The sequence below is a fragment of the Algoriphagus sp. AGSA1 genome, from assembly GCF_021390545.1.
Classification (GTDB): Bacteria; Bacteroidota; Bacteroidia; order Cytophagales; family Cyclobacteriaceae; genus Algoriphagus.
The window spans coordinates 1-26,567 of sequence record NZ_JAJUWR010000045.1 but is presented as its reverse complement, the minus strand read 5'-3'; the positions used below and the strand labels follow the sequence as shown (position 1 = coordinate 26,567).

General features: G+C 41.9%; 26 protein-coding genes. 5 read left to right on the top strand and 21 right to left on the bottom strand.

What is annotated here, in order from left to right; translation table 11 throughout:
- Window positions 1–171 precede the first annotated feature (171 nt).
- Entirely contained in the window at window positions 172–1,548 is a 1,377-nt protein-coding gene (locus LZF95_RS23890) for a hypothetical protein (protein ID WP_233757886.1), read from the bottom strand.
- Window positions 1,549–1,701: 153 nt separating this feature from the next.
- On the opposite strand from LZF95_RS23890, the gene LZF95_RS23885 reads away from it, so the two are divergent.
- Complete coding sequence (locus tag LZF95_RS23885) at window positions 1,702–1,902, top strand: transcriptional regulator (RefSeq protein ID WP_233757884.1); 201 nt, start codon at window positions 1,702–1,704, stop codon at window positions 1,900–1,902.
- A 54-nt stretch (window positions 1,903–1,956) separates the two neighbouring features.
- Here the strand turns inward: LZF95_RS23885 and LZF95_RS23880 are convergent, their stop codons facing one another.
- The 7 genes from LZF95_RS23880 to LZF95_RS27630 all read right to left on the bottom strand — a co-directional run bounded on the left by LZF95_RS23880 (window position 1,957) and on the right by LZF95_RS27630 (window position 5,834).
- Complete coding sequence (locus tag LZF95_RS23880) at window positions 1,957–2,220, bottom strand: hypothetical protein (RefSeq protein ID WP_233757883.1); 264 nt, start codon at window positions 2,218–2,220, stop codon at window positions 1,957–1,959.
- Window positions 2,210–3,085 (bottom strand): RHS repeat-associated core domain-containing protein, encoded by an 876-nt coding sequence (locus LZF95_RS23875; protein WP_233757882.1) that lies wholly within the window; start codon window positions 3,083–3,085, stop codon window positions 2,210–2,212. The genes LZF95_RS23880 and LZF95_RS23875 overlap by 11 nt, the downstream gene beginning before the upstream one ends.
- Window positions 3,086–3,141: 56 nt before the next feature.
- Window positions 3,142–3,399: a hypothetical protein gene (locus tag LZF95_RS23870; RefSeq protein ID WP_233757881.1), complete on the bottom strand. Its 258-nt coding sequence runs from the start codon at window positions 3,397–3,399 to the stop codon at window positions 3,142–3,144.
- Window positions 3,400–3,705: 306 nt separating this feature from the next.
- Complete coding sequence (locus LZF95_RS23865) at window positions 3,706–4,194, bottom strand: hypothetical protein (protein WP_233757880.1); 489 nt, start codon at window positions 4,192–4,194, stop codon at window positions 3,706–3,708.
- A gap of 4 nt (window positions 4,195–4,198) precedes the next feature.
- The gene (locus tag LZF95_RS23860; RefSeq protein ID WP_233757879.1) at window positions 4,199–5,038 is read right to left on the bottom strand and encodes an RHS repeat-associated core domain-containing protein; all 840 of its coding nucleotides are present in this window, start codon (window positions 5,036–5,038) and stop codon (window positions 4,199–4,201) included.
- A gap of 140 nt (window positions 5,039–5,178) precedes the next feature.
- Window positions 5,179–5,652 (bottom strand): hypothetical protein, encoded by a 474-nt coding sequence (locus tag LZF95_RS23855; RefSeq protein WP_233757878.1) that lies wholly within the window; start codon window positions 5,650–5,652, stop codon window positions 5,179–5,181.
- 59 nt (window positions 5,653–5,711) lie between these two features.
- Window positions 5,712–5,834, bottom strand: coding sequence for a hypothetical protein (locus LZF95_RS27630; RefSeq protein WP_262912317.1), 123 nt, complete (start codon window positions 5,832–5,834; stop codon window positions 5,712–5,714).
- Here LZF95_RS27630 and LZF95_RS23850 point away from each other — a divergent pair.
- Window positions 5,833–6,225, top strand: a complete 393-nt coding sequence (locus tag LZF95_RS23850; protein WP_233757877.1) for a helix-turn-helix domain-containing protein — start codon at window positions 5,833–5,835, stop codon at window positions 6,223–6,225. The two genes, LZF95_RS27630 and LZF95_RS23850, sit on opposite strands and share 2 nt — an antisense overlap.
- A 48-nt stretch (window positions 6,226–6,273) precedes the next feature.
- On the opposite strand, the gene LZF95_RS23845 is transcribed toward LZF95_RS23850, so the two are convergent.
- From LZF95_RS23845 to LZF95_RS23800, 10 genes are all read right to left on the bottom strand, one after another.
- Window positions 6,274–6,510 (bottom strand): hypothetical protein, encoded by a 237-nt coding sequence (locus LZF95_RS23845; protein ID WP_233757875.1) that lies wholly within the window; start codon window positions 6,508–6,510, stop codon window positions 6,274–6,276.
- Window positions 6,511–7,129: 619 nt separating this feature from the next.
- Window positions 7,130–7,615 (bottom strand): hypothetical protein, encoded by a 486-nt coding sequence (locus LZF95_RS23840; protein WP_233757873.1) that lies wholly within the window; start codon window positions 7,613–7,615, stop codon window positions 7,130–7,132.
- Window positions 7,587–8,405: an RHS repeat-associated core domain-containing protein gene (locus LZF95_RS23835; RefSeq protein ID WP_233757871.1), complete on the bottom strand. Its 819-nt coding sequence runs from the start codon at window positions 8,403–8,405 to the stop codon at window positions 7,587–7,589. The genes LZF95_RS23840 and LZF95_RS23835 overlap by 29 nt, the downstream gene beginning before the upstream one ends.
- Before the next feature lie 27 nt (window positions 8,406–8,432).
- Window positions 8,433–8,936, bottom strand: a complete 504-nt coding sequence (locus tag LZF95_RS23830) for a hypothetical protein (RefSeq protein ID WP_233757869.1) — start codon at window positions 8,934–8,936, stop codon at window positions 8,433–8,435.
- Window positions 8,933–9,607, bottom strand: a complete 675-nt coding sequence (locus tag LZF95_RS23825; protein WP_233757867.1) for a hypothetical protein — start codon at window positions 9,605–9,607, stop codon at window positions 8,933–8,935. Before LZF95_RS23825 ends, LZF95_RS23830 begins: the two co-directional genes overlap by 4 nt.
- A 196-nt stretch (window positions 9,608–9,803) precedes the next feature.
- A complete protein-coding gene (locus LZF95_RS23820; protein ID WP_233757865.1) occupies window positions 9,804–10,301 on the bottom strand; it encodes a hypothetical protein in 498 nt (165 codons plus the stop codon).
- Window positions 10,302–10,315: 14 nt separating this feature from the next.
- Window positions 10,316–14,380, bottom strand: coding sequence for a DUF6443 domain-containing protein (locus LZF95_RS23815; protein ID WP_233757864.1), 4,065 nt, complete (start codon window positions 14,378–14,380; stop codon window positions 10,316–10,318).
- Window positions 14,381–14,391: 11 nt separating this feature from the next.
- Window positions 14,392–17,856, bottom strand: coding sequence for an RHS repeat domain-containing protein (locus LZF95_RS23810; protein WP_233757863.1), 3,465 nt, complete (start codon window positions 17,854–17,856; stop codon window positions 14,392–14,394).
- Between the two features lie 183 nt (window positions 17,857–18,039).
- The gene (locus LZF95_RS23805; protein WP_233757862.1) at window positions 18,040–19,683 is read right to left on the bottom strand and encodes a hypothetical protein; all 1,644 of its coding nucleotides are present in this window, start codon (window positions 19,681–19,683) and stop codon (window positions 18,040–18,042) included.
- A 68-nt stretch (window positions 19,684–19,751) separates the two neighbouring features.
- Window positions 19,752–20,075, bottom strand: coding sequence for a hypothetical protein (locus LZF95_RS23800; protein WP_233757861.1), 324 nt, complete (start codon window positions 20,073–20,075; stop codon window positions 19,752–19,754).
- Between the two features lie 718 nt (window positions 20,076–20,793).
- On the opposite strand from LZF95_RS23800, the gene LZF95_RS23795 reads away from it, so the two are divergent.
- A complete protein-coding gene (locus LZF95_RS23795; RefSeq protein WP_233757860.1) occupies window positions 20,794–21,615 on the top strand; it encodes a hypothetical protein in 822 nt (273 codons plus the stop codon).
- A gap of 112 nt (window positions 21,616–21,727) precedes the next feature.
- Here LZF95_RS23795 and LZF95_RS23790 read toward each other — a convergent pair whose 3' ends face one another.
- From LZF95_RS23790 to LZF95_RS23780, 3 genes are all read right to left on the bottom strand, one after another.
- Window positions 21,728–22,243, bottom strand: coding sequence for a peptidylprolyl isomerase (locus tag LZF95_RS23790; protein ID WP_233757859.1), 516 nt, complete (start codon window positions 22,241–22,243; stop codon window positions 21,728–21,730).
- A gap of 101 nt (window positions 22,244–22,344) precedes the next feature.
- The gene (locus LZF95_RS23785) at window positions 22,345–24,051 is read right to left on the bottom strand and encodes a capsule assembly Wzi family protein (protein WP_306422410.1); all 1,707 of its coding nucleotides are present in this window, start codon (window positions 24,049–24,051) and stop codon (window positions 22,345–22,347) included.
- A gap of 2 nt (window positions 24,052–24,053) precedes the next feature.
- Window positions 24,054–24,719, bottom strand: coding sequence for a hypothetical protein (locus LZF95_RS23780; protein ID WP_233757858.1), 666 nt, complete (start codon window positions 24,717–24,719; stop codon window positions 24,054–24,056).
- Window positions 24,720–24,856: 137 nt separating this feature from the next.
- Here LZF95_RS23780 and wecB point away from each other — a divergent pair, with 137 nt between their 5' ends.
- Both wecB and LZF95_RS23770 read left to right on the top strand, forming a co-directional pair.
- Window positions 24,857–25,957, top strand: a complete 1,101-nt coding sequence (wecB, locus tag LZF95_RS23775; protein ID WP_233757856.1) for a non-hydrolyzing UDP-N-acetylglucosamine 2-epimerase — start codon at window positions 24,857–24,859, stop codon at window positions 25,955–25,957.
- A 1-nt stretch (window position 25,958) separates the two neighbouring features.
- Window positions 25,959–26,465: a cupin domain-containing protein gene (locus LZF95_RS23770; protein WP_233757855.1), complete on the top strand. Its 507-nt coding sequence runs from the start codon at window positions 25,959–25,961 to the stop codon at window positions 26,463–26,465.
- Window positions 26,466–26,567 lie beyond the last annotated feature (102 nt).

Sequence of the window (26,567 nt, the reverse complement as noted above, 5' to 3'; positions counted from 1 at the left end):
CATATAGCGATGAAAACACATTTCTAGTCATAAAAAACTTTTTGAATTTAAGATTAAATTATAATTTTCATTTAAATCAGAACATATTGGACTGTACGCTAGTTAAAAGAGAACTAAAAACCATAAGAAGACCCCTACTCTGTTTTTTTATCCATTTTGATAAATAACAAATCACAGCTCCCCTAGATCCTTCAGATAATACTCCACCTTTTCATTTCCCTTTTCCTCCAAGCCATCCAACGGAACCAGCTCCTTCACTTCTTTCCTGAGCTTCCGGAAGGAACCGATCTCAAAGCCGATCTTCAGCTGGATCCTGCTCTTGTGTAAACTGGATCTCTTGTCAAAAAAGGGATCAACAGAACCCATCACCACTGAGCGTATGGTATTGCCCATAGGGATGGTTCTTCCCAACGCGAAACCGGTAGCCCAGGCTTTTCCATTAAAATCCCTGGACTCATAGCCTGGCGGGTTGGTGACGGTGACCTCATTGCGGTTTACAGTCCCTTGGGCAAACCAGTTGCCCTTGCTGAAACGAATTCCTGTAAACACCCCAATCCCTTCTCTCCTCAACTCCCCCTTGTCGTCAAACTGCTTTTTCCAGGTGCCCCCGCCCAGCAGGGAAAACTGTTGGGTAAAGGAATAGGATAACCCATAATCCAGCAACAGCCCATCACCGAAGGAGGTCAGCGGATCATACCACAGCAACATCCCAATCCGGTGGACAACCGGCACTCCTTTTAGGCGGTTTGGTTCAAAAAATTCTTTCTTCTTGTTTTTCAGCTCAGATGGAATGGTCTTTATATTCCCAAGGGAATCGATTTTCAATCTTGAAAAATCCTTTCCTGCCTTTTGGATGTATTCATTGGAAATATGCCCTGCCTTCTCCTTGGCAAGTTCCTTGGCCTGATCGAAAGGCACTTCAGAAGGCAATCCTTTTTTTGTCAGTTCAGCCAATGCGTCTTTACCGTAGAAGTCCGGGATTTTGGCGTCTCTGGGGTCAAATCCCTCTTTCACTATTCCTGTGACTTGCTCTTCCACTTTGGGCATGATCCATTCATTGGTCAGTGCCTTAAGGTTTTCATTGTTCTGGTCCACCAGGGATTCCAGCTCATCGACTTTTCTGATATCCCCCAGTCTGGCCTTGGATTCATTCACCCGCTCCAGGGTGTTTTTTGCCGCATGCTTGATTTCCTCCCCGGGGATATCCTCGCTTTGGACCAGGCTTTCCAGGGTTTTGCTTTCCTGTTCGAGCACTTCCCTGCTCCTTTCCTTGGCCAGCGTAAAGAGGCTGTCCCGCCGGGTGCTGTCAGAGGTCATCTCCTTGAGTTCTTTGAGTTCATTCTGTAGGGAATCGTAGGATTTCTTCAGCGAATGGATCTGTTTGAGCTCTTCCAGGTAAGGGATTTCTGGTTTGGAGGGAAGCTTGGGAAGTGGGCCGGAAATAGGTGAAGTAGGAAGTCTTGAATTCAAGCCACCCGGTAAGTTTTGGGCTTTCAAAAAATAGGATGATAGCACCAAACAAACAATAAAAATGATTTCTTTACTCATAACGATATGTAAAAATCAAATATAACTAAAACAGCTTTTGAAAATCAACAATAGAAGTAATTTCTTTACCCCCTTGCATTTCATTTCAGGCATTATCATTACCAACCTTCGCAAGGAAAAAAAACTGGTCACAGGGCGGTACAGCTCTTCAACATGACCACCGACCAGATACTCGCATACGACGGGGACATTCCCGCCGAGGTCCACATCGAGGACAAGACGGCCGTCGAACAGCTGCGCCTAATCCAGCAGCTCGAGGACGAGGACAGGCAGACCATCTTCAAGCTCATCGACAAGATGCTCACCAACAAAAAATTCAAAGACTTCTTCCAGAAAAATGTAGCTGCGCTGTAAAACAAAAAGCCCGGACATGACCGGGCTTTCGTTATTTTAGTTCACTCCCCGAACTTACCAACCAATTTCGCCAAGTTTATCCACTAAGCGTTCAAAGATTCTTCCTTCTGGAGTTAAATTATAAAAGTAATCAAACCCTTCTAAAACTAATTTATCCTTAACTCTTTCTGAAAGAAGTTCAGCAACATCGTCATCCATTAAAAGAAAATAGGTTCCATCTTCATTTTTGATCCACTCGGATTTCCCCGCAACCCCTTGAATAAGAGAGATTAACAATAAACGCTCTTCATTTTCTATTAAAAGTTTGTTAATTCCCATTGCCTAACCTTCCCGCAATTTTTGAACCTGTCTTCCAAGTTGTTATAACCTTATTGGTATTGGGGTTCACGACTACCGTTGCGTTTCTTCCAATATATTGTTGGCTTGGTCTCCCAAAAGAATCGTATTTAACTTCGCTCACCCGTAGCGGATTTGCTCTAGCATCCGCTATGTCTGAAGGAGATACCCCCCGCATTATAGCCCTACTTTGAGCGTGGTTATACATTCTCGAATAGCTAAATCCTCTAGAACTTGGAAGCCGTGCGTTACCCCCAGGAGCCGGAAACATAGTTTGCTCAAACATCATCATTCTAGCTGAACGTTCATCAACTTGTCTGAGATAGTTTTTCGCCGTTATCGGCTGAAAATTGCCACTTTCTTCCCTACGCAACAGCTCCGCAGCTATAGGATTACCACTCCCTAATCCTAATATTTCTCCCCTCATCTCCACATCAGACTTATCATACTTGTATCCTGTGGTATTATTAAATTCCAAAGCAGAAGGGTTTGCTTCTGGATTTTCTATCTGAACAGTCTCGTAACCAGATTTGTTTTCCGTATTCTCCCTCATTTCATAGAACCGATCATCTTGATCGGTCTCTAAAACAAAAGCCAATTCGCCATTTTTATAATAAAAATCATCCAGCATCCCGTCAGGATCCAACATAAGTATAGGATTGTTCTGAACGTAATTGTAAGGTGAAAGCCATTCCCGTTCGCTGGCCATCGGATCCGGACTGGTCCAGCGTCCTATTGCCGGATCGTAATAACGTGCCCCGTAGTCGTATAGGCCAAGGTTCTGGTCGTCCAGGAGTTCCTTGCCGTTATAAAGGTACTTGTTTGCCCTCCATATTGATATCCCCATTCTGTCAACTCCAAGTGCAAAGGATCATAATGTGTTTCCTCCTCTCGCTTACAAAACTATTTTTTCTGAATTATTAGCTCTAAGGAGCCTTCTTCCAAGGAATTAAATTCATTAAAATGTAAATGATATCCTTTAGGAACTTCTTGTTGAGCCAAATTCATAAAATGATTTGCAAGTGAAATCAATCCTTCTTTATTAGCAATAATAGTAATTGCCCCATTAACATCTTTAACTTCAATTTCAAACCCATTTTCCCATTTGTATTCGATTCCTCTATCAATTGAAAAGGAAGGAACTTCTATTTTTATATTCATTTCGCTTAAATTAATCATTAAGAAACACATGGATATTTTTATCAACCATCATTTTTCCAGGTTTTGGAATTAACGTTTCGAAACTTACGTGAGGACCGCCACCGTGAGCTCCTATAATATCACTTTTGCCCATTCTGAAAACTCTTGTACCATCTGCGGAAACATATCTACCACTACCCGGAACTAACTCTTTATACCCCTTACCTAAAAATTGCCTTCCAATTCCAAAGCTCTACTGGATGAAACCTTCATTCCATCTTTTGGCTCTAATTCTGATAAAGTTTTAAATCCCGTCTTAGCCGCAACTTAACCAAGCACCGATTTTATATACAGATTCTTTGCTGTCGGTTCTTTATTACACTCTTCTATCAATTTTACTTTTTCTTCTTTATACCTGCCTTTATCAAATAAATATAAGAAAAAATAAGGAACTTTACTATTAGTATCTCCATATTCCTCTATTAGTTTCATACAATCTTGTGCCGAAAATTCTTCTCCATAAATTATATGTTGAAAATATCTTTTCCAAAAATTCAACTCCAAATTATTTGGGTATTGCTGAATACCTTCTTCTATAATTTCAGTATATTTTAAACACCCAATCTCTCTCAACTCCTCCGAAATATTATAATAAGTAAAGAAGCCGAAATCTTGAAAATTCCAGTATAAAAAAGATAAATTTAAATAGGCTTCAATATTTAATTCTTTTTCATCAATACTTTTTTGATAATAAAATACCGCATCATTATATTGCTTATTAATATCCTTATCTAATGCTAAAAAGTAATTTTTCATAATTTTATTTTTTAATTAAATTAACACCTGCATTAAATATTTTCCCATCTTTAACTTGCACCCAAATTTGACCATTATTAAAACTCTGAGTAAATCCTTGAACTCCGTTTTCAATAGCTCTTGGTGCTAAAATGCTTTGATTAAGATTTGCAGGATTATTTGCAACCTTTTCAAATAAACTTATATACCTATTCTGTGAAGTGACTGTAGAAGGGTTAACATGTCCAGCTGCGTCTCTAAAAATATGCCCTAATACAGACTCTGACCTTGTTACTGTTTTGGTTACCTCCTTAGCGACTTTCCCGACTATTTTTCCGAAAACAAACCCTGACCCTGCCTGGTATACGACATTCTGGCTAAATTCTTCACCGGAAAAATTGCCTGTTTGAATATCCATTAGTGCTGAGCCCAAAAATCCTCCTGGCGCTAATTCAAGTACATCTTTTTGCGCATCATGAAGATCATTTACAGTCTCACTTACCCTTCCTACTGTTGCCCAAGTAGCTTGCTGCTTTTCATTTCCCTCTTCAGTTTGAGATGGGATTAATAGATTATGGAAAAAATCACCTACTGCTTGGAAAAATTTTGATATATCACCCGGATCATCGGTAAACAAACCTCCATTCTCTCCCTCAACCCACATCCCGTTGGGATCGATATATTTGATCGGGTTGTTTAAAGTGTAATTGTAAGGGCTAAATGCATGATATGAATCTGCCATGGGGTCAACAACACCCCATCTACCTATGGTAGCATCATACATCCTCGCTCCATAGTCGTAATACTGAAGTCCATTGTCCTCGATCAGTTCCTTGCCGTTGTAAAGGTATTTGTTCGCCTTCATGCTCCCGTGCTGAAAGCCAAGCCCTGTCAGCTCCAAGCCCCAGGGATTCCCGATATCATTCCGCTTCGCTAATTTCATCGGGACAGGCTCCATGCGTCTCCTGCACGATGGCCGAACTCACACTCATCACCATCATATTGTCAAATCCGCCAAGGCGGGACTGGCCAGACATCCTCCGAGGTCTCGTTCACCACAAAGGTCTCCATACCTGTGCGCCGTGGCGTATATCCGTCCCTGGAAATATACATATTCTCCTCCAAGACTTCATGCTGGTTTGCCGCGTTTTTGCTCAGGACTTTCTTGCCCACCTCATATCTGTTAGAATCCTGATCGTAAAGTGCATACATGAGGTAGGCCTCGGGAGCCTCTTTCTTCTGCAGATCCTTGGCCAGGATATCCGCCAGGTTCAGTAAAGCGATCGGGTTTGGTCCGCCCGCCCGCAGGTTGCTCAGTGCAAGTTCGTTCAGGTCGTTGATCAGCCGGTCCGCAGCCCCGGCAGACATAAAGCTCCCCGCATTGGCTTTCTGTTTCTTGTCTTCCACGTACTTTCCATGTACCTGCAGTTTCACGCTATCCCCCGCATAGATTTCCTGGGTTCTACCAGGTCCCACCATTCTTCCACGGTTTGCGTTCAGCCAGGCCACCCTCCCCTTCAGGCCGGCCCCTCGCTAAATCAGTCCACTGGACTGATTCTTAACGCTCGGTCCTCACCCACAGTCACATTATGCTCGGTCTGTCTGGATACGGATACCATGGAAAACTCCATTTCCTCTGTTTCCGCATGCTGCGTCTCCATGGTGGCCATAAAGGTCTGGGCATTGGAGCTTATCCCAGGCTCCTTAAATTACAAATTCAGCAGGATAGTTGGGTGTAGTCACAGACATACACCCAGTCCCACGCTTATTCTACACTCAGGCGGGGAATGCGGTGTGTCCAGGGAGATGATCGGCAAGTACGAGCGAGGGGATGCCGTACCCTCCATCGAGGCGGCCAAAAAAATAGCGGATGCCTTCGGCGTGTCACTGGACTATCTGGTCGGCGAGGGGGTCAACAGCTCCTTCGACAAAAAAAACGTCAAACGCCTGCAGGACATCGAAAAACTACTGCCCGAGGACCGGGAGCACATCTTCGCACTCATGGACTCATTCCTGTTCAAGTGCCAGGTACAGAACTCCCTCAGTGTATAAAACACAAAAGCCCGGCACTGCCGGGCTTTTTATTTCAATATTGTGCCGTCAGGTCAACTTTAAAACCAGAACAAAAAGCCCGACAACCACTATAAGGCCAAGTATGATATTCGAAAAACCATGCATGATGATTTCCGACTTCTGGCTTCCTTTTCTTCCGTCCCACATTTCCCTAAAGCTTATAACCTCTCTCCCCCTTACTTTGTGGTGCACCGCATATACAACCCATTTTGTCAAGGCTCCAACAAACTCGAAGAAAAGCGAACCTATTATACTCTCAATCATTTTTTCTTATCCCCGTTCCTTTTCTTTTTGAAAAAATTGAAGTCAACGTTCCTTATCTTACTGAAAGGGGATAAACTATAGTAGGTGACAATCAAGGATATAATTCCAATCAGTATTATTAGGTGTCCACCATATCCCGATACCATTAATGTTCTTCGGTTTATTCCATAAACTGACAAGTTGTTCACCAACATTACTCCGCCCGTTAACAATAATAAAATAGAAACTGTCAACAGAATTATAAATAAATGGTTGGAACCCTTTTTTGACATGCTTATTCTTTTCTTTCGGAATTGGATTTTAAATACTTCACGCCAACATAAAAGGCTTTCGCAACTTCATGTACCAAAGAATCTGCCCAATCTGGATTATTTTCACCTCTATAGCATGAATACAGTGCAAGCAGATAACCATGGGGAGTATGCCTTAAAATGAAAGATTCTTCCCGTTAATATACTCAGTCAATTTTCATACTTTGCTATTCAATAAATCATTACACCCTAAACTATCCGAATTAAAAATTCTATTTTATTTTATAGAAAGGTATAGACTGTATCTACACCTAGCACCTACACCAAACTTCTCCCAGAAGGGAATTCACTATACTTAGGGACAAAAGTTAAAAGGGGAAATAATATACGATATTGATCATATTCTTCTCATCAACAACATCTGTGGAACAAAAATAGATTAGATTATTACTATAGTTCATAACGCAAAATATAGTATTAGGATCAATAAGCGAAAAATCATCAGGAACCATAAGAAAAACATTATTCTCTTTAAGGAATTTCTCTAATTCTTCTTTATTGAATTTTTCAAAAGGAAACCTCCAAGTCTTCGAATAAAGCCTTTTTAAGTCTTCCGTATATTCATAATAAATTAAAGTATCGTTAAAGGACTTTTCAAACATCATTGCATCAACTTCAGATTTTTGAAAATTCTGATTTAGTAAGTACTGATAGCCAATCCGTGCCTCTTCAACTCTAAACAATTCCAGTTTCAACTTCTCTGATCCACAGGACATAAAAACTGCAACAGCTCCCATTATCAATAGGTTATTTAGCTTCATAATTTCAATATTTTTGTCTACTTCCTGGCCCATGGCTTCTACCCCTTTTCAACCCAAAGTGTTCTCTCATTTTATTAGGATTACCACTTTCAGTCTTCCCAACTGTATGAATATGGTATAGGATCTCATGTAGCGTGACAGCACCTATTGTCCATGTATTCGTCTTATTTCTATTATCAGTGTTTGGTAATTTATTGGAAAGAATAACATTGTTTGAAGAAACTGTATATCCTCCCCCAAAGCCATTCAGCAATCCCTTTCCATCCATTCCTTTAGGAACTGAATTTTTAAATTTACTCCCATTATCTTGGACGATATCAACATATACATCTCCGGCCCCACTGACAACATCCTTCATGCCTGAAGTATACTTATCCTGATTCCAATCGAAATCTTCATTTAACGAAATAGCATAATCTGTCGTGGTTACCAGGTCATATTCTGCCGACTTGAATATATTCCCCCAAATTGAAGGGTCTAAAAGCGACCAATCATTTGTTCTAGTTTTTTCTGTTTTACTTCTTTCATGAGTACTAAAACCAGAAGTCCCGTATGTACTTTCGAAAATTCTGTTTAAATCATTGACAATGGATTCTATAACCGCCCTATTGTTGTTAACTATGCTATCCCCGTTGATATCAATATTACTTATATGGTTATTTGCTCCGTATTGGTAAGGCGATAGAGAACTGTACTTCTCTGAAAATCTATCGATCCGGTTAAAACGTCCTATGACTGGATCATACATACGTTGACCATAATCGTAGTTCTGAAGACCATTGTCTTCAATCAGCTCTTTACCGTTGTAGAGGTACTTGTTCACTTACAATTTTCTTTAAGTATCACTCATTCACTCAATGAATTGAATTCCACCATCAGAAGCTATGAACATCAAACTGTTACTACTCACGTCGTACCTAAACCTACTCTTTATCCCACCTTGACTGACAAACCCTATCTGATTCCTTTTATATTCACTCCATAGGTTTTTTTGAAAATCAACTTTAAATGTAATTATACTTACGTAGAATTCTCCATCTTTTAATTGCATAGGAGAAACAACACAATAATATTTAATCTCTCCAGCTTTAAATCTTCTCTTCACTTCCGAACGAGGTACATAATTAATTTTAATTCCTTCTATTTCATCTGGAAACATAGTTGTAATAGGTAGGTTCTCAAAATTAAGCTTGTTAACATTAGGGAACTGGTCGTTTACGTAATCACAAAATTCAATAATAGCCTTATGATATACGTTTGTTGAATCCTGCTTCTCAGTGTTGTAGCGTGTCTGCGAGTTTGCTGAGCAATAGAATAAAAGAGACAAAGTCAATATGCAAAATAGTTTTTTCATTTAATTCCAATTGAGATAAATTTCCTTAAAGGGAAGGTTGCCACTCTTGGGTTGCTTCCATTATATATGGTAACTCTATCATTTCCTGTACCAAGAACGTAATGATTACCTTTCACGTATCGCACTCCATTCGGATTTGATTGAGAGATTGCAGTTGGAATATCACCCATTCTTTCACCAGTTGTTCTACTTATGAAATCAGATGGATATTGATCAAACCCTCCTGCACTGTTTCTTCCGCTTGGGTGTGTATGGAATGTACCATCAACTTCATTTAGATAATTATCACTGGTTTCACCACTAAACGGATCAACAGATGCAAATTCATCAACTCCTGGAATTGCTAGCCCTCCTGGTTTTGCATATATCACTTGATCACTCCTTTTATTACCTGTCCCAAAAATTCCTCCTTCTTCATGAAAGCCTCCTTTCGTATCATCACCGCTTGGTTGATTACTTCGTGTAACCGCTTTCCCCATCTCTTTTCTAACCTTGGCACTTGGCAACTCAACGGCAGAAAAAACTGAGCTGGCTTGTGTCGTACCTCCTGATTTATTTGTTGCACTAATTGATTTGGCTTCTTGCCTGTTCGTATCTACGTAAAGTCTTACATCATCATTTCCATCTGCCCCCAGTTTCTTCCCCCTTTCATCGTAGAAATCACCAAACATTCCGTCTGGATCAATAAATAGTAAAGGATTATTAAATGCATAAGAATATGGACATGACTTTCTATCGAGTTCCGCCAGTGGATCTATTCTCTAAAACCTCTGTACGGTTTTTTACCCCGGACTCACCCTTCTCTACACGATTATCCAGTCAAAGAACGCTTCAACATGCCGTTGCACTTTAATGGATCAAGATATATTATTCCAAAAATGGGATAAACATAAAATCCTTCAAAGATATCTGGGAACTTAATATTGAATCTTGTACAGATTCCTTACTTGGATCTCTCTTGTTAAACGAACTTGTTCGGATTTGGTGCAAATTGAAACCGTTTTGCTTGCACTGAAAATAAAACTCCTTTTGATAATAGTTAATTGAGCCATACTCGACTGAAACAATAAATCCTTTCTCAGTTTTCAAAAAGCCATTCAATGAAAATCCACTATAATCAAGCTGACTAGGTAGTTTGACTCTTTTATATATTCTGTTTTCGTTAAAAACGCGAATGAATTTTGATTTCGATTCTTGGTCATAATCAACTTCTAACCTGTATTCTTCTCCATTACAAATAACCACCAGAGTATCACTTAATTCTTTTAATTGTTCATTTCTCAAATTCTCTAAATTTCTTGATTTTGTATTCTTACAAGAGCAGAAAATTAAACTTGCAATAACCAAAATTGTCTTGAATCCCATGTCTTTAATGTTTATTAATCTACTCTCCAAAAAATAGATTCCCCTGCTGTGCCAGTTGCATTTAATACTCCTCCTTTATTTCCTGTATTATAATAAAATCCAAATGTGCCTCCTGAGGTGGATTGTCTGTAAGACCCCCAATTTGAAGGGTTCTTAATTATACTGAAAACATCCGCAGGAATATTATAACTTTTGGAACCATATCTAACTGAATTACCCCATTTTTCTTTCTGAGAAGCCTCATAAGCATTAAAAGTCATCACATCAATAAAAATAGACGAATACTCTTCAAATTTATTTTGTGGTGTTCCATTTGGTGAGCTTAAACCCCAAGCAAGAAAATCCGTTCCATCCCAAAATTGAGCCCCTCCTGTTGGGTCTGCTCCTCCAGATAGTACATCCATCACTCCAGCCCTAGCAAATTTTGCTGTGTTTGAATTATTGCTAATACTTAAAGCAGTTTTATTAGACTTACTAACACTTGAATAACCGGACATCAATTTACTATAGAGGCTTTTCCCAGAAGCATTCGCAGCATTGTTTGCTGTATGTGCAATCCATAAGTATTCTTTTGATTCAGATGTAGTACCTTCCTGCCTAACAATATTTGAAGAAGTCTGAAACTGAGTATGGTTGTCAGTAAACTGGGTTAGATTTTTAAATCCACCTTTGCCGTCTCTTTCCCCGATAAAAGCCAAATCCCCTCCAGTTCTACCATCATCTCCCAAATACGTTCCATCTTTCCCATAAATAGGATAGTCCAAAGCTCCTGTCGGATCTATTCTAAATATCGGATTGTTGCTTACGAAGTTGTACGGAGTTAAAGACACTCTCATATGTGCCAACGGATCCACAACACCCCATCTCCCAATCGTCGCATCATACATCCTCGCCCCATAATCATAATACTGAAGGCCTTCGTCATCTATCAGTTCCTTTCCGTTGTAGAGGTACTTGTTCGCCTTCATGCTCCCATGCTGAAAGCCCAACCCCGTCAGTTCCAAGCCCCAAGGGTCATAATGCGTCTCCTGCACGATGGCCGAACTCACGCTCATCACCATCATATTGTCAAACCAGACATCCTCCGAGGTCTCGTTCACCACAAAGGTCTCCATATATCCGTCCCTGGAAATATACATATTCTCCTCCAAGACTTCATGCTGGTTTGCCGCGTTTTTGCTCAGGACTTTCTTGCCCACCTCATATCTGTTAGAATCCTGATCGTAAAGTGCATACATCAGGTAGGCCTCGGGAGCCTCTTTCTTCTGCAGATCCTTGGCTAGGATATCCGCCAGGTTCAGTAAAGCGATCGGGTTTGGTCCGCCCGCCCGCAGGTTGCTAAGTGCCAGTTCGTTCAGGTCGTTGATCAGCCGGTCCGCAGCCCCGGCCGACATAAAGCTCCCCGCATTGGCTTTCTGTTTCTTGTCCTCTAAGTATTTCCCGTGAACCTGCAGTTTCAGGCTGTCACCCGCATATATCTCCTGGGTCCTGCCAGGGCCTACCATCCTGCCTCTATTTGCGTTCAGCCAGGCTACCTTGTTTCCTCCCTGCGTCACGTTGTGCTCGGGCTCGGTCTGTCTGGATGCGGATACCATGGAAAACTCCATTTCTTCTGTTTCCGCATGCTGGGTTTCCATGGTGGCCATAAAGGACTGGACATTCGGGCTGCGCAATACCTGACGCACATTCCCCAGGTGGTCTTTGACATAATATTCACTATAGAGACCTTCCGGTTCGGATACTATCCGTCCCTCCTCATGTACTAGGTAATCCAGGGAGCCGTCCAGCAGCACGATCTCACCGATGTAATCCTGGGTCTTGGTCAATGCCCCGCTACTGTTGTACACCTTTTGGGTCAGCTTGTTCCCCTCGGCATCGTAAGCGAATCTGATCTTCCCTCCCGTGGAGAAGGTGATCTCCTGTGGCAGATTGAGGTGGTTATAGGTGATCAGACTGATCTGCTTGTCCACGTTCTCGGTCATGTTGCCGTTCTCGTCATAACCGTACTCCGCGGTTCCCCGGTCTTTAAAATCCCTGGCGGTATAGGCAAGTGCCGTGTTGTTGTCCTTTACCTGCGACAGCCTGTTGCTGTATCTGTGGTAGGAATACTCCAGATCATCCACGGGGCCATAAGTCGATGCGGTCTTTTGGTTGCTCCTTTCCAGGTTATGGATATTCCCGTTCGCATCGTAGGTGATGCCCGAGACGGTAAATCTGTCTGCTTCCCCGCTTGCGGTAAAATCAGCGGCTTTGAGCCTGTTGGCATTGTCATAGGTGTAGTTGTAGGTTCTCGTCTTATAGGGCTCCTCAGGGCCTGACACCCCACCCCAGTCGATTCTTGAGATATTCCCGTTATACCTCGGCGTGGCGGCGGTGCTTTCCTGGTAATAATTGGTCTGGGTAAACCCGCCGTTCAACGCACTGCCCAGGTTTTTCAGCCATCCCCGGATATTGTAGCCATAGGTCTGGTTCCCCGAAGTTATTTCGGGAAAGGATTTTGCCGTCAGCTGGCCGAGATCGTTATAGGTGTATTGCGCAATCGTCCGGGGGTCTTCGGACCCGACCGTATGCTCAATGGATTCCAACTGCCCGATCACATTATAGCCATACGTCCTCAGGATATCCCCTACGCCTGTACCCGTACTTGAAGTGAGGGTGGAAAGCGGCTGGTTTTCAAAATTGTATTGGGTTGAGGTACGGATCACACCCCCCAACTGGTGGTCAGAGAGGGTTTGGATCACCCTTCCCCTATCATCATAAAAAAATGCCGTAATATAATACTCCCCAGTTTCCAGATTTTTGACCTTTTTACCCGTCTGCAACCCATGGACACGGGTGCTTGCCTGAGTATCAAAACCGGGATCAGCCTGGAAAGTGTAGACGGACTGGTTCTGATAAGAATCATAATAATTAACTGTCAACACATCTCCTTGATCTGCAGGCAATCCACCTACGATATCCCCGTTGACTAAAGCTGCATTGTTGGATCCTCCTTCAGTATTAACTAGGTTTTGAAGGTCCGAAAAGGAAGCAGCAATTGAAACAATACCCGTGGAAAGCAACCTCCCCAAAGCATCATACTTGAAATACAACCACTTTTGGTCTTTTCTAAGTACTCCGTCTTGTGTAGCTATCATTCTATCCTGAAGATCGTATATTAAATACTCTTTCTCTCGGCCAGGTAGTTTTTTCTCTATCATCCTTCCCCTGCCGTCATATTTGTAAACAAAATACTGCTCAAAAGCGAGATCTTCGTTATTCGACATGGACCAGGCATTGTTCAACTCAAACATATCAACGGCAAGGGGAGGAATCACTGCCCGCAACTGGCCTAAATCATCGTACACATAATAGGTGGCCAGCCAACCCGAATGTCCGTCACCGGGAGGTGTGTCACAGCCTTCTGTTTTTTTCAGGATAAGCCTTCCCAGTTTATCGGTATATTGTAGGGTTTGGATATCGTCCTCGTCAAAGGCGGCTTCAACCCATAAGGTATTGGCCGCATAGGAAGATGAGGTCACGGGCAGCCCGTTCGAGTCCACTGTCCAGATCCTCACATCATCGGCAACGGTGTTCGGCCTTCTCTGAAACTTCACTTCTTTGCCCGAACCCAGATGCCAGGAACTGCCCGGAGCTGCCTGCTTATCCAGCCTATTTAGGGGTGAAGGTTCAAACAGGTTTTGGGTATAACCATAGCTGTCCCCGTAAATAGCGCTGGTTCTGCTGGTGTGGGTTGCCAGTGCATTATCACGATAGCTACCGTCCTGGGGGCCAGTGGTCTCAAAATATGGCAGATACTCTTTCTCCTGCCTTCCGAAATCATCATATTCTATGGGCGTAATCAGATCCTTACCGTTGATCGTGGATTGTCTGCCTATGGTCTGCTTGGACCTGCCCAGGCCATCAAAGTAGGTAAACGTCTTATAGGACTGGCTGGGTGTACCTCCTGTGACCGTGGACACAGAAGTGGTTCCCATACGGGCTTTATACGTCTTGACAAAGTTTTCGGTCGTCTGGCATACCGTTGCTGAGGCGGTAACCAAAAAGAGAAAAAGGGAAGCAGTCAGATAGTGTCTCATCTTAAAAATGGTTAGTTGCCGCTGGCGTAGTTGTATTCGTAATGCTCCAATATATGCCCGTCCTCGTTCTTGACGGTCTTCAGGCGGTTGGCCGTGTCATATTCATAGATGAGCGTATAGCCATTGGGCTCGGTCTTGCTGGTCATCCCGACCAATGGTTCATAGGTGTATGAGGTCATCATGGCATCCGCCGGGTGAAGCCTGAGCTCATCGATTATCACACTGCTCCCAGAAATCGTGAGACTCGACGAGGTTATGTCCTTCTCCACCCACTTCCAAGCGGTGGTCAGGGATTCCGTCTGGCCCCCAACATTTACATTTCCTGTACCTGAGCTCCTTCTGGCCCAGAAACCCACTCTATAAGGATTAGATGAGGAGGCTCCAATCCCTGTCTTGGTAACCGAACCGGAACTAAGATTGTAGCCTTTCTTACCGGTTTTGTGGGTAGTGACAGGGGTACCCGAGTAAGTCCAACCACCTTTGTCCGTAGTTTCGAAGGAGGTGAAGGAGATCTGGCTGTAAGTTGCGTTGACAGACTCGGCAACAGGGAATTGCCCATCATAAGACCATAAAAAACTGGCTTTTTCAGCACTTTTTGATACCGATAAGAGGTTTCCCATTCCGTCGTAGGAAATATATTCAATTCTATCTTCCAGAGGAGCAGTCCCCTTGGAGGTTTTAACTTTGTGAGGTAAAATTTTATTGGCTGGCAATTCCTTAAAAGTGGTTCTCCTTGTTGCCAACAACGTATTTCCTTTCCACATTTCAACCTGAACAGGCTCATTAATCTGGTGCTTATCGATACTTTTCAATTTGTTGACCGCACTAAATTCACTCGCTGTCAACACCCCACCTCCCAAAGCACCTGTACTGCTGACATCATCTGGATAATAATATTTTGTCGTTCTTTCTGCTCCTGTACTTTCATCCTCATTTATGCTGCTTATTTGCAAATGGTTAAGGTTGTCATACAAATATTGTATTGTCTTTTTAAAAGACTCATTACCAGACGTATCAAACATAATCTCATCCGACTGAGACACATAATAAAACAAACTATTATGTGCTCCTTTATTTTCGACGAAAGTAGAGTTTGTGGGAGTTAAACAATTCTCCCTAAGAAATCCAATTGATAAAAAAAACGGTACAGACTTCTGATTTAGCTTAGATGAATAAGAATTGACAACTTTTTTCACAGGTTTAAATATACTCCCATCTATTTTATAATAATTCTGCTCAACTATCACACCTCTCATAAAGGATCTGCTAAAAGGGGGTAAAAAAGGGAAATCTGAAAATATCACATCACGATTCTCCTTACTGGTGATATATTTCGTATGTGCCTTACCAATAATACTACCTAATTGTTGGCCATCCTCGAACACAGTAACATCACTATACTCTATTGCACTTCCCTGGGAGTATGACATAGGTACAGCACTGGTAGATAATCTAACTAGATACTTAGCCGTAACTACAGATGGTATTTCGTTGCAAGCTATACAAACTGATTCATACTTATAATAATCATGGTTATATTGCGCAACCAAAATTCCACTTGACCTATCTTCCTCTTCAGGAATAGTATAATCATATGTTTTATCTTTTAAAAGTTGATTATCACTATCATAATCTGAAATTCTTTTTACTCTTATACCACCACCAGTCCTATTTTTAGCGAGGGTATAGTTCTGTGAATTTTGCAAATGGTGTACAGAGATTTGAGAAACAAACTCCTCTTCATAATTAAAAGCCAATAACTTATATTCGCCTGCTCCAAGCGTCATAAAAATGTTTTGGGTTTGGACGTCAGTACTTCCGGTACTTTCCTGACCATAAATTATAAATTCTCCATTATTAATTTCATAGAGCCTTACGTAAGTATTATATCCCGAAACCTGCGTTTGTATATTGACACTTTGATCATGGGTAATTGTAAAAAACTTCTGAGCCGCAACACCTGTAGGAGGGGCTGACAACACCGTATTCACCGATTGGGTAGTTCTTATAGTATCCAATATATCTTTCCAGCCTCCAAGATTTCCATATACATGAGGCTCAAACTCAAAAAGGGTATATCCTTTTGTAGGGTAAGTAACTTTACTGATAATCCCATTTTTAACAACTGTACCGTTAGGATTCCTATCGGCTCCAGCAGCATAAATATATCCTGACTTTAATCCAACAAAGGGATCAAGGGATTTAGGCACCAAAGTATTATTTGAGTTTTTCCCGTTATAAAAGCCCCAGAAATCCTGCGCCTTTGATGATCGAGAAGGAAAATTATCAGGATTAAGATAGTCAAATACGTAAGGAGGTTTAATCTCCGCATTGTTCCCGTCAAGTTCGGAAATGGACTTAAGGTAAAGCCTGCCGGCATAGTATTGTTGTGATAGTTCAAAAACTTTTATAGGTTGAAGATGGTCTTTAACGGTGATTTTTTCCAATGCTTTATCACCAGGTAAATCATTCCTGTCAGCTGCTTTATATGCAAAGGATATTTCACCATTTGGAAAATTAATCTTTGAAATTTTCTTTTGGGTAATCTGAACATCCTGAAATGTATTGATGCTATATTCCATATCAAATGGTACATTCTCAGGACAATATTGTTCCAGAGCATTTCGGAAGTACCTTGTTTCAGCAGTTTGGTATTCCGGAGAAATTATTGAGGAAACATATTCAAAAGTAATTTCCTGTCCGGTTGGCATATCTATTCTGGACATGTACCAGCTTGAAGTGTATTGCTGAGGATCCAAGTAAGGCTGAAGTTGACCGTTTTTCTCATAAGTGAGATTTGAGAACGTTGTTTCCTTTTCGTCAAATCTATATTGTATCCCCTTGGGATCTATTATTGTAAAACCATTGGAATCCCGCAGGATTTTTAAAGGCTGAAAAGGTATAATATACGCTTCGCCATCTGCATTGAACACGAATTTTCCCGAAAAGCCTGAAAAATTAAAAGTATATACATCTGGCTGGGTATCAACAAGTCCATTTATTACAGACAGTCTATAATTGATCTCTTCCGCTTCAGTCATTTGCCCATTTATATAGTCCGATACTTCTTGACCAGCACCATTATATAAATATCCACCAGGAAGATAATCATCCAGTCCCATAATAGTTCTACTTATTACCCCTCCGGAATTTAAAGCCCAGCCAATACCCACAGAGGAACCTAACTCCTCTACCTTTAATCCCGAGGCATGGTAGTCAAGTGAAATTGGTAAAGTGTTTCCGGAAGCAGAAATTTCGAAAATAGGAATGGAAATAGAGGGTATGCCAGTATGAAGGCTAACCGGGATATCTCCAAACTTACCTAAAGAAGCTGCATTTGGAGAAGGTGGGATTATATTTGGAATTTTTTGTGACAAGAAATCTTCTTCTGATTGAGCAGTGGCTAAATTAGAAATTAGAAATAAAACGAAAATCGCAATAAATATTTTACAAATCATCCCATGTAATAACTTCATAATAGACTTTGTTATCATAGATTAAAATTTACACTCCCTTTCATCACTAATCGCAGGTTATTCATTATAATAAACATAAATTAACTGAAAGAATTTATATACTACTTTTCAATTGAAAATATTTCAAATAAACATTAACAACAACAGGAATATCCCCTTCCAGAAAACTTGAGAGATCATCGCTTATTCCATTAAACATATCGTCATATTTAAAGTCTCAGGTATTGTTTCAACTACCACAGGGGGACCTTTAATCACCGTACCAGCAGGCAATAAGGAATTTTGAATTTCTACTTGATACACCCCATTGCAACTGTTGGGACCAGAACTACCCTCGGGATAATATTGGCATGAAAATGAAGTGTCCGTAAATTCAAATGCATTCTGCCGAAAGTCAGGAAATAACGGAGCTCCATCTTTTACCCACCTATATTCGGTAACACCTGGAGCATTTATGCCCAAATCAGTGGTAAGGACTAAAAAATCACCTTCAGCGACACTGACATAAACGGTGTCCGTAGAGGCCTTTTGCGGAAGAAAATAAGATTGATCGGGGAAGTGGGGAGCCATGTCAATAAGACTCTCTATAGAAAAACTATTGTTGGCCAGAAATACATGGTTGATTCCCGAAGTATAAATACATGTCGGTAAAGTACCCGTAAATTGATTGTTTTGAAGGTTTAAAATCAGAAGATTTGGAAAAGAACAAAAATAATCGGGGACAGGCCCTGTAAGCTGATTATCATATACTCTAAAGTGATATAGTTTAGTAAGGTTTGAGAAATAGGAAGGGATTGGCCCCGAGAAATTTGACCCCATTAATTCCAACCACTCCAGATCATGTATATTTCCGATTGAGGAAGGGAGATTTCCTTCAAGTTTTGTAAAGAATAAAGCCAGTACTTTCAATTTAGTAAGGTTCCCTATATCGGCAGGGATTGGTCCTGTCAGGTAGTTGGAATGAAGGGCCAACTGTTCCAGGTTTGTCAAATTAACTATAGACTCAGGAATTGTTGACCAATTGATCACGCAGCTGTTTAGATACAGTAACTTTAGGTTCACAAGGTTTCCAATAGATTGGGGGATATACTGGTATAAATTATTGACCGATAAGTCTAAATATTCCAAATGGGCAAGATTGCCGATACTTTCTGGGATTTCGCCCAACAACTTGTTTGAGGACATAAAAATCCCGGTAACATTTCCATTGGCATTGGTATGGACCCCATAAAAGCCCGATACGTCTTGGATTACATTTGGATTGGCACTACTCCAACCTGTATTATTTGTCCAGTTCGCCCCATTTGTGGCCTGATATAAATCCATGAGCGCATCATACTCAGCCTGTGTAGGCATACCGGCCGACATCATCGTTTGGGATCCAGATTCCTGAGCGGTCTTGCCCATTCCCGATTGGATGGACAGCAACTCCGCCTGCTTTCTCTGTTCCAACTCTAATTTTACCTGCTGGATTCTCTCTGCCTGCATTTGCTCGAATGCTGCCAATTCCTGCTTTTGCTCCGGTGTAAGTTGCATCTCTATCGATTCCTCATTCTCCATAGGCATTGTATAGCCCTGCCCGCCACTGGGGGCTATTGCATTTATCAAAGTATCAATCCCATAAGGTTCAGACGATTCAAAAAGAGGGGCATTGTATGAAAAACCATCCTTTAATGGGGCGTCCATCTCACTTGTGCTGGGCGAAGAAAATCCACCAAATTCAGCGGTTGGGACTCCAGATGTCAATGCAAGTAATCGCCCAGAGCCCATCGGTAAGGTAAAGACCAACAATAGAAAAAATGCGATGCTTTTCTTATGCTTGTTCATAAACAACATATAGACTGGTTAAATTATATAGGAACTGCTTTCTATATTTGATCATGGCAAGGCTTCATTTAAGCCCTTATAAAGAGGGGCAGGGAAAAACATTCAAGGATACCGGTTGGAATAGAAGACATACCAAAACCATCTTTAAGATATTGCACTAGGCTATCATGCCTGAAATCTTCAAATGAGCCGGAGCTTTCTTTCAACGTTGTAGCTGATAGGAAATCCTTGAATTCTTGAAGGTTTGTTAAAGCTGGACTCATTATGCTCCCGATATGAAGAGATTCTGGTGCTTTGCTGGCATTCTGAACCAAAGTTCCGAATGCATTTTCATACCCTGCCAGGCTTTGAAAGGCAAAACAATAAATCACAAAAAAAATATGATTATCCATCGGCATTATTCGTTGAAACTGAACGCATAATCGGTTTTTAAATCCGAATAAAAAATACCCAATATTGGGTATTTTTTTATTTATGGAAATTACATGGATTGTTTGAAATGCATTTTTTAGTAATTATTCAGCAAAAAAATGAAGTGGGAATAAAAAATTCCAAATCCTTTGGAAATTCATATCTTATTGATTACCAGATACAAAAATTTTATCAGGTTTTCTTGACCTAAAGATAACTTTGCCTTTTGGTAGCTTTTTTGGGAAATTTTAGAGGGGGAGGGGCTCTAGCCAATTATTGCATGTATGCCTAAAGTTTCGTGCAAGACACCGGGAGAGACTAACAGTAAGCCGTTCGCTTGATCCGAAATAGGGCAGAAGAACGGGGGAATTATAAGGTAAAGCCCGAATCATTAAAGCACGAGACGATGGATTAAACGGGGCTTGCTGGGAAAGTCCTAGGTATGCCATCCCTGCCTAAAGGACGGCAGGCATGTTTCAAGGCATCCGTGTGGTGCGTATACTTATACTTCGAATAGTCCAACGCAGAAAATGGTATGGCTGAACACTGAGACTCAACACTGATAATTAAGGCTTCTTATCAACGGCTGTCTCTAAGTTTCCCAATATTAAGTTTTCATCCCTATGCGTTTTAATGTTATCAAATTGTTAACTTTATACAACGCTTATCGTAATATTGGTAACATTATCTTCATCCAAGGTGAAAAAGGCATTTCTCACATATTTCCTTTTAGCAGCTCTTGCCTTTCTGGCAAAAGCGCAGGTGGATATAGGGAATTTGAATGAGTTGCCTTTTGACAGCAATACCGAAATGGAGCTGTGGAAAGCAGGACAAGAAAATTCCTTTCTTCTCTTTAGAGCGGTTCATCCAAACAGTAGTATTTCAGATGAAAAATGGGTTGAGTTGCTCGCCGTTCTAGATAAAAAATACGACAAAAAAGGCACAGACCTTAGCGTACTTCGGCACCTATTCGAGAAATCCCACCAGAAACTGTTCAAGACCTACGAGCAACATTCCACCTTCAATGACATGCTTTTTGATGGCAAATATGACTGTGTCAGCGCCTCTGCGGCCTTAGCCTTACTGTTGGATCGCTATGGATATGAGTACAAGGTGGTGGAGACGGATTATCATGTTTTTATTGTGGTACACCATGAAGGGAAAGACATCATCTTGGAAAGCACGCTTCCTATAGGAGGCATGATCACAGCGTCTACAGAGGTGGCTTCGTATCTGGAGGGCTATAAAGCCAGTGATCATGCACCGCTGAAATCACTAAACCAGCGATTAGGCACTCCGAAGATTGATCTATCGGACAATGCTATTTTCAGAAAAGTCAACCTCACTGAGCTGGCGGGCTTACAATATTATAATGATGCCATAGCCCATTTCAATGAGCAGGATTTTGGCAAGGCCTCCAAACAATTGAGCAAGGCTCTAAAGCTATACGATTCTGAGCGCATAGAAGGCCTAAAGGAATTGGCTGATGAGCAGGGCAGATTAATGGCAAGCTCCAATTAACAATTTTCGTCAATCTGGGGATTTTAAGATAAAAAGACTCCTTCCAGTCCCAATCAGTCCCGAGACTTTATACGATAGATGCCCTATTCTGGGAACAGGGCATCGAGTAAATCTAATGATGATGGTGGCCATCTGGCCCGTGGGCATGCCCATGTTCTATCTCCTCTGGAAGCGCATCGCGTACTGAGATGATTTTACCTTCAAAAAACAGATCATATCCGGCAAGAGGAGGGTTGAAATCCATGTGTACTCCCTTATAGTCAATCTTGGTGATTTCCCCCCGGATCTGTCCTCCTTTATTGTCTTGCATTGGAATCACATTGCCTACCCTAAGTAGATCTTTGTTTTTCTTTCCATTTTCCTTGAAATTGGCTTTGGGGATGATTGTTTTCTTTTCCTCTATATAGTCCCCATAAGCATCTTCATAGCCCAGGTCAGCTATAAATGTATCCCCTGCGGTTTTGCCTACCAATGCCTCTTCGAACTTAGGGAAGACTTCCCCGGCATTGAATAAAAAGTAAAAGGGCTTATCCTCAGGTACGGACTCGTAAGGGACCATTCCCGTCTCTCCATCATCCACTTTCAGTTCATAGCACACAGCTACCACTTTGTTCTTCTCTACTTTCATGTGTTTATAAATGATTTTTAACGGTCACGCCTGTCGGTAGGCAGGTCGAATCTCGCATAAATTATAATCATCCCAGTGTGATCTCTCCCAGTATCTAAATCCTACTGGAAAATATAGGTTAGGCCTACTTGTCCCACGAAGTTTTTTCGGTCATAACCAGGTACAAAATACTGATCAGGGTTATTCTCCAGATACCACTTGTAATTCAGGGTATTTACGTATTGTAGCCTGGCATTGAGCAATACATCTCCAACTTTCCAGTCGCCTATCAAGGAAGGCACCAGATCGACATATTTATTTCTCCAATCCTTGGAAGCTTCGTATCTATAGTAATAGTAATCATTGTTATAGACAATCCTCTCCATCTGGAAGCCGATCCTGTTCATCTTATTCACCCAGGCAAGTTCCACAAAGATCACATTGCTTCCGGGGCCATTTCCAGCACCCAATACCTGGCCGTTGTGCGTATAGCCATCCACTACATGACCATGGATATACCAAGTATCCAGATTTCTGATATCCTCCCGTATGGTCTGTCCTGTCTGGGTCATTTCTGAACTGACCTGGAAATAATGGCCCGGTTTTTTCAAACTCATGAGATGTGAGAACCCAAAGGTAAATGCCCTTCCAGACTCAGGAGTCAGCATAAAATCATTCAGTTTGCGGTCATTGCCACGGGTACCATATTCCCCGTAGAACTCAAAGTGTCCTTCCGGGCTCAGCCATCTAAAGAATCCGGAACTAAACTGCTGCCTTTTCTCCTCTATGGGATCTACAATATTCTGGGCTTTTTTTCTTCCGTTGAAAACCGGGAGAATATCTCCCAGCGTAGAAATATCATGCTGGTACACCTGACTTGTGGAAGCATAACCTAGGAATAGCCCAGGCACCCATTTAGGTTGGTAAGTAAATATCAGACCCGACAAGAAACGCTCACTATTCTCCGGTTTGGGGATAAGAACACTATTTTCCTGAATCCTATAGTCTGGCCATGGTGGCAAATAACCGGAAGATTTCAAAAAACCACCGATCATCTGTCCTTCAAAAGCCCCTATGGTAGTTTTTACCGGTTTGCGGGTATTGGCGGTAAAGTGCAGAAATCCGGGGGCGTTGTTCCCCAGCAGGAGCGAATTTCTCCTTCCGGGCCCCCACCAGAGGTTTTCTGAGGAAACTCCCACGGAATACTCTTTAAAATTATAGCGGATGCTGGATTGTCCGAGATAGGCCTGGACATAGGTGCCTTTACCAAACTGCTCCGGCATGTCAATCCGGTTCATATAGTCATAATAATACAGGATACTCAGTTGATGCTCCAGAGGGAAACCTAGGTAATCCTGGTTTTGGGCGACCAACAATTCAGGCTGAAACTGTACACTCAATCCCCCATATTCCATATAGGCACCGGGGCTGAGGATGGTCTGAATCCCACGATTGGGAATAAAAGCCCCGTCATTGACCCCAAACGCATAGGTGGAATTATACTGAAGCTTGACCACTGCCGGCATCATCAAAAATGTCCCTTTGTTATCTTTTCCAAACCGGGTATGTACAGTGGAAAGATCCATATCTACCACTGAGCTATCGAGATCAAAGCCGTATTTTATACCAAAGGCAGATGCGGGATATAGTGGCCTGATCATAAAGGAGGAAGCGGAATCTATATCTCCGAGCAATTGGGCACGGCGTAGGTAATCATCCAGCACAGGGGTTCCCACGGGCACAGTTTGGGTAGAAGCATAGTGACTGAGCAAAACAAGCAGCAAACAAGCTCCAAAACCCTTATTCAATAATTTCCTTGTCTTCATCATGCTTAATTCACGGTAAGGGCTTCAACTGTAATACCTGCGATAGACCAGGATTCATCGCATATCGGATCAGGGGAATTTGTGGCCAACAGTTCCGCATTCATATATATCCGGGCACTGGCATTACTATGTTCGATTATTTTAGAAAAACGGTACCTTGTCGAATACGCTGGATCAGAACTGTATAAGCACCGTCCGGGCAAATTTGTCTGGATGGCGCTGGTCTTCGGTCTGTTTGTTTTGGAAAAAGTATCCGGAAAAGACTGATAGAGACAGTAAGTGGATTCACAGGGAGTGTTGGAAAAGGTCGTCCTGAAAATTTCTTCCGAATCTACACCAAAAAACCACTGATCCGGACCGCCTACACCATCAGATGAATTTCCATCCCAAGTATCATGTATTAAAATCTCTAAGGTGATTTTCAGGAGATTGTGGGAAGGTAGGTCTTTCAGATTCAATGCCACTTCCTCGTTATGATAGTATCCCGCCACCGTGTCGTCTTCAAAAACGAAAAGTCTGCCGTTTTCAAAGCCTTCCAAGTTTAAATCGGAAAAATCATTGGTGTAAACTATTTGCTCCATCTCCAGTGTATCGGCACAGGAGAAAAATGAAAATATGAGAAAAAGCGGAAATAACCTCCTTGCTCCCTGGTACCAAATATTACAATTCATCAATTTCAGTCAGTTAAGAAAATTTAACCCAACAAAGAAACAAAAAAGGAGCCAAAACAGGCTCACCAAAAGATTGTTAATTTACTCCAAAGCCTACAAAAGGTTTGCTACTTTTGGGTTGAATATAACAACAAGAGATGTCTAGTTTTACAATAGTCGCCGGTGCCCGTCCCAATTTCATGAAAATAGCACCAATTATCCATCAATTGGCCAAAAAAAAGCAAGCAGGTGTTGAAGTCAGCTTCCGATTGGTACATACCGGACAGCATTATGACAAAAAGATGTCAGGGGATTTTTTTGAGCAGCTGAATATTCCCGAACCTGACGTAAACCTGGGAGGCGGCGGTGGTACACAAGCGGAACAGACTGCGGCGATTATGGTCGCTTTCGAAAAGGAATTGTTGGAAAACCGCCCAGACATAGTCCTGGTGGTGGGAGATGTGACCAGTACACTTGCTTGCTCTATCACTGCCAAAAAGCTTCAGATCGATGTAGCCCATGTGGAGGGAGGAATTCGTTCAGGTGATCTGTCTATGCCGGAAGAAATCAACAGGATGGTCACTGACAGTATCACGGATCATTTTTTTACCACTTCCGAAATCGCAAATGAGAATTTGAGGAAAAGCGGCTTTGCCCAAAGCAAAATCCATTTTGTGGGCAATACGATGATCGACACCCTGAAGACCCAGATGCCACGCTTCCAGAAACCTGAAGGCTCCGTTTTCGAACATCTAGAATCCGGTCAGTACTTTGTGATGACGATGCACCGTCCAGCAAATGTGGATCAAGAGCATAAGCTAAAAGCCATGATCGTCGCGATTCTGGAAGGAACAAAAGGCCTTCCTATCATATTTCCAGTTCATCCCCGCACTGCCAAAAACCTTCAAAATCTTGGAATAGCCGCTCCCAATCTCCACATGACCGATCCCTTAGGCTATCTGGAGTTTAACTATCTGGTGAAGTATGCAAAAGGTGTGATTACCGATTCCGGTGGAATAACAGAAGAAGCGTCAGTGATGAACGTGCCCTGTATCACCCTTCGTGACAATACAGAACGACCTGAAACCATCCATCTCGGTACAAACGAACTTGTGGGGACGGATCCGTCCAAGCTAAAACCTTACTTGGAAAAAATCATGCATGGAGAGTGGAAGCAATATCAGGGAATACCGCTCTGGGATGGAAAAACCGCTGAGCGAATTGTGGATATATTGATTGCATCTTATCCAGCCACGTGATATGGAGGTGGACAAAAGAATTGCTTTTCTTGTAGAAAAGCTAAACCTCATACCACATCCAGAAGGTGGATTTTATTCCGAGACTTACCGGTCTGAAACCAGCATTGGAACCGAGACGGGGGAAAGAAACCTGAGTACCGCAATTTATTTCCTTCTCACATCTGACAATGTATCCAAATTTCATCGAATCAAGAGCGATGAGCTTTGGTTCTTTCACGAAGGGAGTAATTTGACCATACACACCTTAAGTGAGCATGGCCATCAGAAGCTTTCCCTTGGATTTCCATCGCCAAAAAGGCATACGGCTCCTCAGCATTTAGTGATGGCCAATACAATTTTTGGAAGCTCTGTGGATGAGCCCAGAAGCTATGCACTGGTTTCCTGTGTAGTATCCCCAGGCTTTGATTTTGAGGATTTTGAATTATTTGAGGCAAAGGATCTTATTCGGCAATTTCCTGAATCGAGCGAGATCATCAACAGATTGAGGCTGTCTCATATTGATGTTTGATAATTGAAGACAGCCTTTTTTATTCAATAGAGGCCGATTTCCTGATTTCGGCCTCTATTTTTTTGAATACCGTTTAATTTTATAGGAATCGGGATTCTCCCA

What these genes read in the sequence shown, in the direction of transcription:
- LZF95_RS23890 (WP_233757886.1), bottom strand. Translation starts at nt 1,548, where the DNA reads ATGAGTAAAGAAATCATTTTTATTGTTTGTTTGGTGCTATCATCCTAT.
- LZF95_RS23885 (WP_233757884.1), top strand. Translation starts at nt 1,702, where the DNA reads ATGACCACCGACCAGATACTCGCATACGACGGGGACATTCCCGCCGAG.
- LZF95_RS23880 (WP_233757883.1), bottom strand. Translation starts at nt 2,220, where the DNA reads ATGGGAATTAACAAACTTTTAATAGAAAATGAAGAGCGTTTATTGTTA.
- LZF95_RS23875 (WP_233757882.1), bottom strand. Translation starts at nt 3,085, where the DNA reads ATGGGGATATCAATATGGAGGGCAAACAAGTACCTTTATAACGGCAAG.
- LZF95_RS23870 (WP_233757881.1), bottom strand. Translation starts at nt 3,399, where the DNA reads ATGAATATAAAAATAGAAGTTCCTTCCTTTTCAATTGATAGAGGAATC.
- LZF95_RS23865 (WP_233757880.1), bottom strand. Translation starts at nt 4,194, where the DNA reads ATGAAAAATTACTTTTTAGCATTAGATAAGGATATTAATAAGCAATAT.
- LZF95_RS23860 (WP_233757879.1), bottom strand. Translation starts at nt 5,038, where the DNA reads ATGAAGGCGAACAAATACCTTTACAACGGCAAGGAACTGATCGAGGAC.
- LZF95_RS23855 (WP_233757878.1), bottom strand. Translation starts at nt 5,652, where the DNA reads ATGGTGGGACCTGGTAGAACCCAGGAAATCTATGCGGGGGATAGCGTG.
- LZF95_RS23850 (WP_233757877.1), top strand. Translation starts at nt 5,833, where the DNA reads ATGGTGGCCATAAAGGTCTGGGCATTGGAGCTTATCCCAGGCTCCTTA.
- LZF95_RS27630 (WP_262912317.1), bottom strand. Translation starts at nt 5,834, where the DNA reads ATGGAGACGCAGCATGCGGAAACAGAGGAAATGGAGTTTTCCATGGTA.
- LZF95_RS23845 (WP_233757875.1), bottom strand. Translation starts at nt 6,510, where the DNA reads ATGATTGAGAGTATAATAGGTTCGCTTTTCTTCGAGTTTGTTGGAGCC.
- LZF95_RS23840 (WP_233757873.1), bottom strand. Translation starts at nt 7,615, where the DNA reads ATGGGCCAGGAAGTAGACAAAAATATTGAAATTATGAAGCTAAATAAC.
- LZF95_RS23830 (WP_233757869.1), bottom strand. Translation starts at nt 8,936, where the DNA reads ATGAAAAAACTATTTTGCATATTGACTTTGTCTCTTTTATTCTATTGC.
- LZF95_RS23825 (WP_233757867.1), bottom strand. Translation starts at nt 9,607, where the DNA reads ATGTTTGGTGATTTCTACGATGAAAGGGGGAAGAAACTGGGGGCAGAT.
- LZF95_RS23820 (WP_233757865.1), bottom strand. Translation starts at nt 10,301, where the DNA reads ATGGGATTCAAGACAATTTTGGTTATTGCAAGTTTAATTTTCTGCTCT.
- LZF95_RS23815 (WP_233757864.1), bottom strand. Translation starts at nt 14,380, where the DNA reads ATGAGACACTATCTGACTGCTTCCCTTTTTCTCTTTTTGGTTACCGCC.
- LZF95_RS23810 (WP_233757863.1), bottom strand. Translation starts at nt 17,856, where the DNA reads ATGAAGTTATTACATGGGATGATTTGTAAAATATTTATTGCGATTTTC.
- LZF95_RS23805 (WP_233757862.1), bottom strand. Translation starts at nt 19,683, where the DNA reads ATGAACAAGCATAAGAAAAGCATCGCATTTTTTCTATTGTTGGTCTTT.
- LZF95_RS23800 (WP_233757861.1), bottom strand. Translation starts at nt 20,075, where the DNA reads ATGGATAATCATATTTTTTTTGTGATTTATTGTTTTGCCTTTCAAAGC.
- LZF95_RS23790 (WP_233757859.1), bottom strand. Translation starts at nt 22,243, where the DNA reads ATGAAAGTAGAGAAGAACAAAGTGGTAGCTGTGTGCTATGAACTGAAA.
- LZF95_RS23785 (WP_306422410.1), bottom strand. Translation starts at nt 24,051, where the DNA reads ATGATGAAGACAAGGAAATTATTGAATAAGGGTTTTGGAGCTTGTTTG.
- LZF95_RS23780 (WP_233757858.1), bottom strand. Translation starts at nt 24,719, where the DNA reads ATGAATTGTAATATTTGGTACCAGGGAGCAAGGAGGTTATTTCCGCTT.
- wecB (WP_233757856.1), top strand. Translation starts at nt 24,857, where the DNA reads ATGTCTAGTTTTACAATAGTCGCCGGTGCCCGTCCCAATTTCATGAAA.
- LZF95_RS23770 (WP_233757855.1), top strand. Translation starts at nt 25,959, where the DNA reads ATGGAGGTGGACAAAAGAATTGCTTTTCTTGTAGAAAAGCTAAACCTC.